The following is a 12,984-nucleotide window of genomic DNA, read 5'->3' on the forward strand; positions in this document are numbered from 1 at the left end:
TTCCAAAATAATAATGGCGGCCTGCAGATTTTTTTAAATGTAAAAGAGGAAGTTACGATGTGTTCGCTTTTTCCTGGATTTGGTGCCAACATCACTTGATGTCAATTTTAAGTTCAGGGTAAATATTTTTTAATTCACTCACTTCTTTGGCATTTAGAGCGCCGATAAGATCCGGACTAGGCTTCATTGAAGAAAGCATTTCCAGCTCATCAGGGCTGATATCCGCTAGCTCAAATAAAATAAAACCAGTAATAAATCTATTCGCGGAGTCTGATTGATAATATGAGCCATCGATACGAAAGGCCGCTTCATTTCCGCCTCCGGTATCCGATGAGACTTCTTTCAACACTTCAATAAATGCAGTTCCTTTATAGAGGGTGTTTAGATAAGCGAAATTACAATTTGAATGTTTGGTTATATAGTCCCCAGCCGGCTTGTTAAATTTTAATGTTGATGTTTGTAATGATATTACTTGGTTGACTTCAGCATTATAACGGTATGCACTATTATAGTTTACACCACCATCAAATATGCCAGTGAGAACCGCTTTGGCTTTTGCTCCGGATTTTTCAATCGCAGTATAAGAGTCCTTTTTAACTGGTCCTGTGTCGATTTTATTTACCCCAGTTATACCGGTTGGAAATAAAATGAGACTTGTGGCACTCCAGTTCGTTAAGTACTCTTTACCGTTTTTGTCTATGCCTTTACATTGTTTATATAACCTCCCGAGATCATCCTCTATCCTGTTGTTTTTTGATATAAATTGCATTTCATTAAGGTCGGAATGTGCATTGAGATTTTGCGGTGTGTATTGTGTACAACCGGAAAGTATCAAAATCGCATTGATCAAAACAAGACTAGTATTTTTTTTCATTTTTATGTGTGCCACCCTTGCAGGCTGTGTTTAATTTTGAAAAATGAATTCATTTATTTCATAGTGCATAGGATCTTTTGCCGTAAAAGTGTTACCCCAAGTAAATCCGTGTTTTATAAAAATGTTTGACAACGGTGAGCTACTTATTCCATTTCCTTCATCATTAGGATTAATATCGAGCGCAATACCAAAAGCATGATTAGACGGTTTGCTACTATAGATGCCGCTCGTTGGTTTGCGAAGCCTTGCATAATATGGGGCTCCTAACTCTTTTATAATATGAATAAGACCTGCGCTGTGTATCTCTGAAAATGCTAATTTTAACTGTTCATGGCCTTTCACATGAAAAAGAAAAGTACTGCTTACATTTTTAATGTTTTTTAATTCTGGAATAGTAACGTACTGAATATCCTTTTCGTTTAATCCTTTAGTGAAAATTATACGATCGCCAAATACTTTTTCCTCATGGGCTGTTTTATACGTTACCTTGCCAAACAAGGGGTGGTGATAAGTAAATATTGGCATAGCGCGCTCCAGGTGCAAATGATATGAGCAGGTAGATATAATTAAAATAGAGTAAATCCTTTCATTATCCACTAGATTTGGTAGGGTGTTTGAAATATTTGTTTTAAATCTAATGTAAGTGATGTTTTTTTATTTTTTCATCTCGGTTTTCTAATTATGTTAGTCTATTCATCTATTAGTAAGTAGGTATCCAGTTTAATTGATTGATTAATCTTTTTTGTTAAACAATCTATCAAAGGCCTTTTATAGCAATGCCCTGATTTAATAGATGATTTGTGGTTCGTACTGAGAGGGAGAGGTACCAGGTACCTCTCCCTACATCGACTTTAAGTCGATGTGTACCTACCAGCTTCTACTAACCATGCTCGTACCAAACCCCATCACTTTACCAATTCAAGGATTGCCTTAATCTCACTTAAATGATATTAATTATCATTCTCATAATAAAAACATAATAACAATATTAATACCTGGCAAGGATGTGAGCTTAACGAACAACCACTTTAAGTTAGGCATGAATTAGGGAATAGGTATGAGAATTAACAAGATCCTCTGGCCGCTCACCGCGCTAGTGGTAGGGTTGAATAGCCCGCTATCCGCCGCCAAATCTTCCGACGATAGCGATGAAACGCTGGTCGTTGAAGCCACCGCAGAACAAGTACTTAAGCAGCAGCCGGGCGTTTCAATTATTACCAGCGAAGATATTAAAAAGGACCCTCCGGTCAACGACCTCTCCGATATTATTCGCAAAATGCCGGGGGTGAACCTCACCGGCAACAGCGCGTCAGGCACCCGCGGTAATAACCGCCAAATCGATATTCGCGGTATGGGGCCGGAAAACACCTTAATCCTCATTGATGGCGTCCCGGTGACCTCGCGTAACTCCGTACGCTATAGCTGGCGCGGCGAGCGTGATACCCGCGGAGATACTAACTGGGTACCGCCGGAACAGGTTGAACGTATCGAAGTCATTCGCGGCCCGGCGGCGGCGCGCTATGGCTCCGGCGCGGCGGGCGGGGTGGTGAATATCATTACTAAACGCCCAACCAATGACTGGCATGGCTCGCTCTCGTTATACACCAACCAACCGGAAAGCAGCGATGAAGGGGCCACCCGACGCGCCAACTTTAGCCTGAGCGGGCCGCTGGCCGGCGATGCGTTGACGATGCGTTTGTACGGCAACCTGAATAAAACCGATGCCGACAGCTGGGATATTAACTCTTCCGCGGGGACGAAAAACGCCGCCGGCCACGAAGGGGTACGCAACAAAGATATTAACGGCGTCGTTTCCTGGAAAGTGAATCCGCAGCAAATTCTCGATTTTGAAGCCGGATATAGCCGTCAGGGTAATATCTACGCCGGCGATACGCAAAATAGCTCTTCCAGCGCGGTGACCGAAAGCCTGGCGAAATCTGGCGCAGAGACTAACCGCCTGTATCGGCAGAATTACGGTATTACCCATAATGGGGTCTGGGATTGGGGGCAAAGCCGCTTTGGAGTCTATTACGAAAAAACCAATAACACCCGTATGGATGAAGGTTTATCCGGCGGCGGCGAAGGGCGTATTTCGGCGGATGAGAAATTCACCACTAACCGCCTGACCTCCTGGCGCACCAGCGGCGAACTCAATATTCCGCTGGATCTATGGGTCGATCAGACTCTGACCGTTGGCGCGGAGTGGAACCGCGATGAGCTTGACGATCCCTCTTCTACTGGTTTATCGGTGAATGATAATAACATTGGCGGTATTCCCGGTTCAGCGGCGGATCGCAGCAGTAAAAATCATTCACAAATTAGCGCCATCTATTTTGAAGATAATATTGAACCGACGCCCGGAACCAATATTATTCCCGGCCTGCGTTTTGATTATCTTAATGAGTCCGGCGGCAACTTTAGCCCCAGCTTGAACCTGTCGCAGGAATTAGGTGATTACTTCAAAATTAAAGCCGGGATTGCCAGAACCTTTAAAGCGCCAAACCTCTATCAATCCAGCGAAGGCTATCTGCTCTATTCGAAAGGCAACGGTTGCCCTAAAGATATTACTTCAGGCGGCTGCTACCTGATTGGTAACAAAGATCTCGATCCGGAAATCAGCGTGAATAAAGAGATCGGCCTGGAGTTCGCCCTCGACGATTATCATGCCAGCGTGACTTATTTCCGTAACGATTATCAGAATAAGATTGTGGCCGGCGATGATATTATCGGGCAAACCGCTTCCGGCGCTTATATCCTCCAGTGGCAGAACGGCGGTAAAGCGTTAGTGGACGGCATTGAAGCCAGTATGGCGTTCCCGCTGGTGAAGGATCGTCTGAAATGGAATACCAACGCCACTTACATGATTACCTCGGAACAAAAAGATACCGGCAACCCGCTCTCGGTTATTCCGAAATACACCATCAACAACTCCCTGGACTGGACGATTACCCAGGCATTTTCCGCCAGCGTCAACTGGACGCTGTATGGTAGACAAAAACCGCGTACCCATGCGGAGTCGCGCAGCGAAGATACCGGCGGCCTGTCGGGTAAAGAGCTGGGGGCTTATTCGCTGGTTGGTACCAACTTTAATTACGATATTAATAAAAATCTGCGTCTGAACGTGGGGGTCAGCAATATCTTCGATAAACAGATCTATCGTTCATCCGAAGGGGCGAATACCTATAACGAACCCGGTCGGGCCTATTATGCCGGAGTGACGGCGACATTCTGATCGCATCGTCATCAGTATACTGCCCGCAACCGCGCGGGCAGTATCAACGCTGGGTTAAGGACAGCTATGCTGGTTGGACGCTTTTTCGCGGCTCATATCCAGCAGCGCGCTGTGGAATGAGGCGTTAAACATCGGCCCGTGCCCCAGGCCAGGGAAATCCCAAAAGGCGGCATTAACCCCTTTCTCTTTCAGCGTGGCGAGGGTGGCATGTACTTTAGTTAGCACTTCAGCGGCGTGCGTTGCCCGGTTATCACCCGGCGTCGCTGACCCCTCCATAATGGCCAGGCTTTTGGCGCAATATGATGCGGGCTCGACCGCCGTGATTCGGTTCAGCAGGGCAAAGTTGTCCCGGCCAAGCGAAGGACTGGCGCTGTAATATGAATGGAAGAACGAGGACGAAAGCCAGGAGTCGAGCGCGAACAGGCCGCCGTATGAGTGGCCCCACAGGCCGCGGCGCTGTAGGTTGATTTTCAGCCCTTGCTCCGCCTTAGCGGCTATACGCGTTTCCAGTAATTGACGGAAGTCTTCACTGCCGCCGCTTTTGCGGCCAACATATGTTTCATTATTCTTTCTGACTGCCGGCGTATAGTCGTAGGCCCGGCCGTTAAGATCGAATGGCAGGTTGGTCTGATAACCGACCGCGACGATCACCGGCGGCGATTGCGCCGCCAGCTGCTTGAGTAGTTCGTCAGACAGGCGATCCATTACCGCATTACCATCAAGCATATATAGCACGGGATAGCCCGTTGGTGGCGCGGCTTTATTCGGTATGGCCGTCCATACCCGATAGTGGCGAGCGCCGTCGGCGGAATCGAACTGATTGACGCTGAAGTGGTAAAACGCTGAACCCTTATCGGCGATATTGGGCCCCAACGGCTGCATATCCGGTTTTGCTAAGCCTGAAGCGCTATAGCTGAGGGTGAGGCAAGAAAGAACGGCAAAAAGCGCCTTGCGCGGGCGCGTAGAGCGAGACTCGCGGGCATACATCTGATGATTATTCCTTTTCCGCAGGTGAAGTTTTCGTTATTCAGAAAGCACATACAGTTGCCTGAAAGCGCTTGCTGGTCAAGTCAACCCTGCAGTAAGCCGAGCCCATCAAGCAAGGCGCCGCGCCACCAGGCGTAGTCGTGCCCGCCGGTGTAAATGGCGCAATGACTATCAACGCCGGACGCCTGTAGCTGCTGATGAAGCCGCTGGACGTGAGGCACCGTCGAACCTTCCAGTGAGCCCACACACAGGCGGATACGGACAGTACGCGGCGGCGCAGACAACACATGTTCGCTGACCCAAGAAGTATCGGTTGCGCTAAATAAATGGGGGCGACTGCCGCCATCTGGCGTCCACCACATGGAAGGCGAATGGCTGAGCACCAGACCGAAAGTTTCCGGCGCATGGCGGGCGGCCATCAGCGCGCTGACGCCGCCGAGGCTCTGCCCGGCCAGGACGGTGCGTGAGCGATCCGCCCATTTTTGTCGCGGCTGTTCGCGGCGAATGGTCGGCAGGAGATGTTCCGCGACGTCCCGTATCAGTTCGCTGCGCCCGCCGAGTATCGTGGTGCGCTCGCGCTCATCGATATTGTCGATGCCCAGCAGCGCCACGGGAACAATGCGGCGGCTATCGATCGCGGCGTCGATGGCTGCGCACACCCCAAGATGATCGAACCAGGTTTCGCCATCGGGTAGCACCACCAGCCCCAACGGCTGCGACTTATCAACCACAGGCAGGTACAGGCGCACCTGCCGTGATTGCCCGGCAACGATCCGTTCTGAGGTCAGCAAGGTGCCGGCGTGGAGGCCTCCGCGCCATTCGGATTGAGCGGGGGCGTTATCAAGCGCCAGCACCGACTCCCGCACGCCGTCGCGAATAGCGATCTCCGGCGTCTTATTGAGCGGATCGGCCTGTCCGGCGAGTGCGGCAAAGCGGCTCCCAAGCTGATTAACAACCTCTTCCGGCGTGCCTGGCGGGATCTCCACCAGTGAATAAGAGCCGCAATAGCTGGCCGGCAGGCGCAGCGTCAGGGTCCAGATATCCGTTGCGGGAACCGGCGTCATCAATCCCTGTGACACCTTTTCTTTGTCGGTTACCCGGTTTAATCGCAGATAAACGCCTCTGAGCGGATGGCGGGCGCGCCACAAAAAAGTGACTTCACGTTCATCGGCTGCGCCGTCCACCGTTGTTACTAGCGGTACCGGCAGCGATGCGGCCTGCTGCCAGAAATGAGAAAGATCGGTAATGTTGCCGGTAGCCAACTGGCGGCGCAGGCCGGCGATAGCCGCTGAAAACGGCGGATGTGGATTGATATTGAACATTCTATCTCTTTGAAAAATCATGCTACCAGTAAAAATAGCTAAAGCGGCTGTTCTGCGAACAGCCGCTTTAGACGTGTTGATTAAGGTCTAACTCTTACCATCACTATCCCACGATTTCTCCCGTTATGTCGTGTTGGTTGCGTGCATCTGCCGGGCCGACGCTATCGCGCCATAAGCGGGCATAGAGGCCGTTCACCGCAAGTAATTGCTCGTGGGTACCGTATTCTGCGAGCCGCCCTTTATCGACAACGGCGATCAGATCGCAGCGCTGGGCGGTGGTCAGGCGGTGCGCCACGATTAGCGCCAGGCGCTTTCTGGCACGGGCGACTTCGGTTAACGAAGACATGAGGCGCTCTTCCGCGCGGCGATCCAGGCGCGATGTGGCTTCATCGAGCAGCAGGACGTGGGCATTCGCCAACTGGGCGCGAGCTAACGCAATCAACTGACGTTGTCCGGCGGATAAATCCGCGCCGCCATTATTGACTGGTGTGCGGAAACCTTGCGGGAGCTGACGTACCAGCTCAAACAAGCCTGCCTGCCGTGAAGCGATCTCCACTTCGGCATTGCTGCTGGATGGCCGCGAATAACGTATATTCTCCGCAATATCGCCGCTAAAGAGCGCAACATCTTGATCGACCAGACCGATCTGACGGCGGTAATCGGCAAGGGTTGTCGCCGTCATCTGTCGTTCCCCAATGCCGATCGTCCCGCTGGTGGGCGAATAGAGTCCGGCGATAAGTTTAATCAATGTCGACTTCCCGGCGCCGCTGCGGCCAACGACCGCCACGACACTGCCCGCGGGGATGGTCAGGGTGAGCTTGTCCAGCGCTGGCTCAGCGCTGCCGGGATAACGGTACGTAACTTCATCAAGCTGTAATGCACCCGTGGCCGGCGGGGTGGAAGAAGGGGTGACGTTTTCTGTCTCTTCGGTCGCTAACAGTTCATCAATATGTTTACCGCTGGCCGTCGCCTGCTGGAAAGAATCCACAATCCCGGATAATTGCTGTACCGGGCCATAAAACTGCCCCAACAACAGGAAGAACGCCGCCAGCACCCCGGCGGTCATTTCGCCTTCGGCCACCCTCGATGCGCCAACCAGAAGCACGGCGGCATAGGAAGCCTCGGTACAGAAGGTCAGGAATGGGAAGTAGACCGCAAGATATTTCTGCGCGCGTACGCGGGTGGCGCGGAAGCGATCCGATAATGCGCGCAGCCGGGCGGCCTCTTGCTCCTGTTGGCCATGGGATTGCACGACGCGCAGGCCGGAGACTTTCTCCTGCAGAGTGCTATTCACTTTGCCGATTTCAAGGCGCGCCTGGGCATAGGCTGGAGAGCTCAGGCGACGATAAACCCAAGTCGCCAGCGCGACTACCGGCACCGCGCTTAAGGCCGTCAGCGCCATAATGGGGTCGAGCCAGAACATGGCCGCGGCGATGGCGAACATCGTGACCAGGCTGGTGGCCGCGCCGGCAAGGCCGTTTTGCAGAAAGCGGGCGAGGGAGTCAACATCGACGGTCATCCGGGTCAGGCGTGAATCAACGTGCTTTTCATGCCAGGGGAGGGCAAGACGCAGCATATGGCCGAAGCTGCGCAAGCGTACCGTATGTTGAACCGACTCCGCCGCTCTGGCGGCGAAGATAGTCTGTAGTGAATAACAACACCAGCTTATAACCACCAGGCACAGGGCGAGCAGGGCGCAGACGCCGATAGTCGCCATATCGCCTGCGGCAACCCCCGAGTCAATACCGCGCTGCAGCAGTATTAACACGCCGACGCCAGCGGCAGAATCCAGCGCGATCAGCAGGGCGGCGATGATGAACATCCACGCCACCGGCCGCAGCAGCGAGGTCAATCTACGCCCCTCTCCGGCCAGCGCCTGTTGAACCGCCTGTTCCGGCACGCGGGTCATGCGGGCGACAAAACCGTTGCCGTCAGCTTCCGGCAACGCTTGCGGCTCCTCGTTCTGCATCTCTGGCGTTGTTGGCCACAGAGCGCGGCAGCCGCCGGCGCCAGGTTCGAGGAAATCCCCGTCGCCGGTCATCAGCGCGCGGAACGCCGGGCAGCGAGACTCAAGCTCAGCCTGGCTGCCGATGTCCACCACTTGCCCTTTATCCAACACCACAATTCGACTGGCCAACCGCAGCGTCGCCCGGCGGCGGGCAATCACCAACAGCATGTGCTGGTCATCGGCGTAACGACCCAGCGCGGCATTGATCTCCGCTTCGGTACCGGCATCTACCGCCGATGTGGTGTCATCGAGAATTAACAGTTCCGGTGCGGTAATCAGCGCCCGCGCCAGCGCGATGCGTTGCCGCTGTCCACCGGAGAGGTTAGTGCCGCGCTCGGTTAGGCGGGTATCGAAGCCTTTTGGTAAGGCATTGATAAACTCGCTGGCGCCTGCCGCCGCCGCCGCGCGGCGAATATCTTCCATCGTCGCCTGCGGATGGCCGTAGGCGATATTTTCCGCGACCGTCCCGGCAAACAGAAAGGCGTCTTCAAAAACCACCCCCACCTGACGGCGCAACGCCTCAAGCTTGAGATCGCGAAGGTTCTGCCGACCGGCGCTGGTGTGTAGCCAAATATCGCCAGCGCTGGGATCGTAAAAGCGCGCCAGCAGCATTAGCAGCGTCGATTTACCGGATCCTGACGCGCCGACTACCGCCAGCGTTTCACCCGCCTGTAGGGAGAAGGAAACATCGCTCAGGATACGGCTGCTGCCGCCATAACCGAAGTTCACTCTTTCTAGCTGCAGGCCAATAACACGACCATTGAGCGCTTCGCTACCGTCAACCATTTGCGAACGGGTGTCGATCAGGGCGAATACCCGTTCTACGGATGCCTGGGTACGTTGGGCGATCACCAGGAACGACGCCAGCACACGGGTAGGTCCGGTTAACATGGCGAGGAAACCGGCAAAGGCCACGAAGGTCCCGAGGTCAATTCGCCCGTGCATCACTGACCAGCCGCCGTAGCACAGTAGAACGATTTGCCCGAGCACCGGCAGCGCCAGCATGGTAGCGCCAGGCATCGCCTGCGAGATGGCCGCGCCGATGCGCACGCGTACCATCTGCCGCGATTGACGATCCAGCCAGCGCGTTTCGCGCAGTTCCGCCACGCAGGATTTTACCACCGAGATCTGCGCCAGAACTTCGCGCATGTGCTCGGTCAGATTCGCCAGCCGGTCTGAAGCCAGCCCCGTCTGAGCGAATACCCGACGACGGGCGCGCAGCGCGGTAATGGCAAGACACGCCAGCACGCAGACCACGATTAGCGTCATGGCCGGCGACATCCACAGCATCACGGCAATACCGGCGATGTAGTAGGTGAATACCGCCAGCGGTACCGGAGCCATCTGCAATAGGGTATGCATCTGCTGCAGATCGCTATTGGTCCGTGAAATCACCTGTCCGGTACGCAGCGCGTCCTGTCCTGCGCCATCGAGCTTTTGAATACTGTCGAACGCTCGTCCTCGCAGGGTGTGCTGCACCCACAGCGATAGCTCGCCAGCATAGCCGCGTCGTACATAGTTACCGATGAAATCCAAAAAGGCGATCAGTAGCAGCCCGCAGGCCAGCCACGGCAGGCGGGTAGGATTTCCCGCCAGCGCATCATTTACCGCCTGTCGTGTCAGTAGCGGCGTCAGCGCAGCCAGCAGAATGGTCGACACCGACGCCACCACTACGATGGCGCTAAGTTTCTTACGTTCCCAGCACACGCGCGCAAGGCGGATTATCCATGACCGCGCGGGTGTGGGAGAGTGAGTCGCAGGCATTAAGCCTCCTCCGTCAATTTAAAGATGAAATCCGCCACGGCGGCCATTACCTTTTTTGCGCCATAGCGGCCAGTTCTTTCGCCACCTCGGTTGGGCAGGCCTGCGCCGCCATTTCCGCCGCCACCTCTTCAGAGGCCGTACGTAATGCGCGATCGTCGAGGAAAGCATTGATCATGCTGCTCGACAGACCTCCGTCGCCGGGGATGATCCCGCAGCCGCGATCGACTACCGCGCGGGCGTTTACTGGGCGATCGGCCCCCTGGCCGAAAACGATCTGTGGAATACCCGCGTGCAGCGCCGTCAGGGTGTTGCCAGCGCCGCCGTGATGGATAAAACCATCGGCACCGTTGAGGAAGGCGCCCATCGGGATCCAGTCAACCAGGCGAACGTTTGACGGTAACGCGCGTAGATCGGAGCGCGCATTGGCTGAGAGATGCAGAATGATCTCGGCATCGACTTCACTGGCGGAATCCATCACCCAGGAGATCAGATCGAGGCCATCGACCATCGGTTTGACGGTGCCCAGGCTGACCAGTAGCCTTTTGCGATCGGGCGTGCGTTCCCACCATTCCTCCCAAACCGCACCGCCGTTATACGGCACGTATTGCATGGGAATGATCGGTTCGCCATCGTTTTGCAGGATACTCATACTCGGCGGAGTCACGTCGATCCACGCCATATCCTGCGGCGGAGCTTCGACGCCGTGGCGGCGGTAGGCGTCAGCGAGCGAGCGCGTTACACCTTTGATATGCCAGGGGGTGTGGCCGAAGCCGACGGTTTGCATGACTACCGGGATATCGTATTTGGCGGCGATCAGCGGCCCGACGACCCCGAGGGGAGGATAGACGATAAGGTCGGGCCGCCAGTGTCCGGCAAACTCCACCAGTTGGTCGGCCATCTCTTCGCTGAAGAACGAGAAGTTGCCCATTTTAGTGCCGATGTTACTTTCCTTTCGCTGCGCCTCGCGACGGCGATAATCGGCCTCCGAATCGAAGCCGGGCGCGGCATCAAACACCACCAGCCCTGCCTCGGCCGCCTTTTGGGCGAATTTACCGCTACTGGCGATCAGCACTTCGTGACCGTTAACGCGAAATGCCTGCGCCAAAGACAGCACCGGGTATAGCAGCCCATAGAGTGGTGGGCCAACAAACAGAATGCGCATGAGAAAATCCCTCTCCGCTTGACGAACTAATTCAGGAAGTCGACGCAGTCAATATGCCGGCCAGCGCGACGTTAACTATCGTTAACCCGGCTGTGCCTGGCGCTGCGCCATTTTTTAGTTTCGCCAGCGCGACGCACGGCAACGCCGGCGACCCTATCGCAGGCGGTGAATCCGTAGCGCACGCTGACGAATCGGGAATTCCCTGTCCCGACTTCCATTAACGCTTGCGCGTCATTGTCCTGATGAACGGCCTGACGCGCCGCCGCACTGCCACGGCGGCTTGTGAGGCCGCATTTGCCGGGTGAGAGGCCGGTCAACGCGCTGGGCGATGTCCGTAATTCCTGAAGACACCGTGTCGCATCATCCTGATAGCGTCGCCTTCGCGGGTCGGTAAGGGACAAAGCGCCGTTGTTCAGGCGATGCTCGTTCCCTTACGGCCTCGGTATACCTTGCCAAAGAAATCATCAATGCAAATGCTAATGAGAATAATTACCAATATCATTTGCAAATTGCAATGATAAGTAAAAACTTAATGGAACGGGTAAACGTTTATAGGACAAATCGCAGGTGAGCTTTTCAGGAGGGGCGATGGGTTCCGGTAAGTGATGTTGTTCTGCAGGAACAAAGGCCAATCGGTTATTTTTTTATTGCGGAAAGCGGCTGCTTACCGCTCTTCATTACCCGCGTATGATTTGTGATATGATGAAAAAGCGAAACTTTTTCTCTTTTTTCCAGGTTAAACGATACTTATGAGCGCGTTCGATCACTCGTCAGATGACACCCAGGAAACTATCGGCAACAGCCTGCGCCGACGCCCACTGGCGCGCAAAAAGTTGTCTGAAATGGTGGAAGAAGAGTTGGAGCAGATGATTCGTCGCGGCGAGTTTGGCGAAGGTGGACAGCTTCCCTCCGAACGTGAGCTGATGGCGTTTTTTAACGTCGGGCGCCCGTCGGTACGTGAAGCGCTGGCTGCGCTCAAGCGTAAGGGCCTGGTGCAAATCAACAATGGCGAACGTGCGCGAGTCTCGAGACCGTCGGCGGACACCATCATTTCCGAGCTTTCCGGGCTGGCGAAGGATTTTCTCTCCGCGCCTGGCGGTATCGCGCATTTCGAGCAGTTACGTCTTTTTTTCGAATCAAGCCTGGTGCGCTATGCGGCTGAGAACGCCACGGATGAGCAGATTTCCCTGTTAAGCAAGGCGCTGGAGATTAACGGCCAGTCGCTGGATGATAACGCGCAATTTATTCGCTCAGACGTCGATTTCCACCGCGTGCTGGCGGAGATCCCCGGCAACCCTATCTTTATGGCGACGCATGTTGCTTTGCTTGACTGGCTAATCGCCGCGCGGCCGAAAGTGTCGGAGCAAGAGCTTCATCATCACAATAACGTCAGTTTTCAAGAGCATATCGCCATATTTAACGCCATACGCGATCGCGATCCGGACGAAGCCGATCGTGCGTTGCAAACCCACCTCAAAAGTGTTTCCGCCACCTGGCGTGCCTTAGGTAAATCCAAAAAATCCGCTAAATGATCCCTGCCTCGCGATCGGTTTAGTGAACTCGATCGCACAATAAGCTTTCCCTATTGTACTGCTTTAAAAACGATCTGGTATAACAGGTATAAAGGTACACAGT

General features: G+C 54.2%; 9 protein-coding genes. 3 read left to right on the forward strand and 6 right to left on the reverse strand.

Annotation, left to right across the window (positions count from 1 at the left end):
- Positions 1 to 91: 91 nt before the first annotated feature.
- Together PGR29_RS14000 and PGR29_RS14005 are read right to left on the reverse strand one after the other, a co-directional pair.
- Positions 92 to 874 carry a hypothetical protein gene (locus tag PGR29_RS14000; protein ID WP_213793586.1) on the reverse strand — a complete coding sequence of 261 codons (783 nt, stop codon included), beginning with the start codon at positions 872 to 874 and terminating at the stop codon, positions 92 to 94.
- Between the two features lie 30 nt (positions 875 to 904).
- On the reverse strand, positions 905 to 1,399 hold the full coding sequence (locus PGR29_RS14005) for a M15 family metallopeptidase (protein ID WP_316424718.1): 495 nt from the start codon (positions 1,397 to 1,399) through the stop codon (positions 905 to 907).
- 532 nt (positions 1,400 to 1,931) lie between these two features.
- On the opposite strand from PGR29_RS14005, the gene iroN reads away from it, so the two are divergent.
- Entirely contained in the window at positions 1,932 to 4,106 is a 2,175-nt protein-coding gene (gene iroN / locus PGR29_RS14010) for a siderophore salmochelin receptor IroN (RefSeq protein WP_015703473.1), read from the forward strand.
- A gap of 54 nt (positions 4,107 to 4,160) precedes the next feature.
- Here iroN and PGR29_RS14015 read toward each other — a convergent pair whose 3' ends face one another.
- The 4 genes from PGR29_RS14015 to iroB form a co-directional block, all read right to left on the reverse strand.
- Positions 4,161 to 5,093, reverse strand: a complete 933-nt coding sequence (locus tag PGR29_RS14015; protein WP_059444233.1) for an alpha/beta hydrolase — start codon at positions 5,091 to 5,093, stop codon at positions 4,161 to 4,163.
- Between the two features lie 83 nt (positions 5,094 to 5,176).
- Positions 5,177 to 6,415, reverse strand: a complete 1,239-nt coding sequence (locus PGR29_RS14020) for an alpha/beta hydrolase-fold protein (protein WP_316424719.1) — start codon at positions 6,413 to 6,415, stop codon at positions 5,177 to 5,179.
- A 103-nt stretch (positions 6,416 to 6,518) separates the two neighbouring features.
- Positions 6,519 to 10,187 (reverse strand): salmochelin/enterobactin export ABC transporter IroC, encoded by a 3,669-nt coding sequence (iroC, locus tag PGR29_RS14025; protein ID WP_316424720.1) that lies wholly within the window; start codon positions 10,185 to 10,187, stop codon positions 6,519 to 6,521.
- Between the two features lie 46 nt (positions 10,188 to 10,233).
- On the reverse strand, positions 10,234 to 11,349 hold the full coding sequence (gene iroB / locus PGR29_RS14030) for a salmochelin biosynthesis C-glycosyltransferase IroB (protein WP_113373051.1): 1,116 nt from the start codon (positions 11,347 to 11,349) through the stop codon (positions 10,234 to 10,236).
- 53 nt (positions 11,350 to 11,402) lie between these two features.
- On the opposite strand from iroB, the gene PGR29_RS14035 reads away from it, so the two are divergent.
- Complete coding sequence (locus PGR29_RS14035) at positions 11,403 to 11,570, forward strand: hypothetical protein (RefSeq protein ID WP_015369706.1); 168 nt, start codon at positions 11,403 to 11,405, stop codon at positions 11,568 to 11,570.
- Positions 11,571 to 12,098: 528 nt separating this feature from the next.
- A complete protein-coding gene (gene nanR / locus PGR29_RS14040; protein WP_015369707.1) occupies positions 12,099 to 12,881 on the forward strand; it encodes a transcriptional regulator NanR in 783 nt (260 codons plus the stop codon).
- Positions 12,882 to 12,984 lie beyond the last annotated feature (103 nt).

This window comes from Klebsiella sp. 141203 (assembly GCF_032601985.1).
Lineage (GTDB): Bacteria > Pseudomonadota > Gammaproteobacteria > Enterobacterales > Enterobacteriaceae > Klebsiella > Klebsiella aerogenes.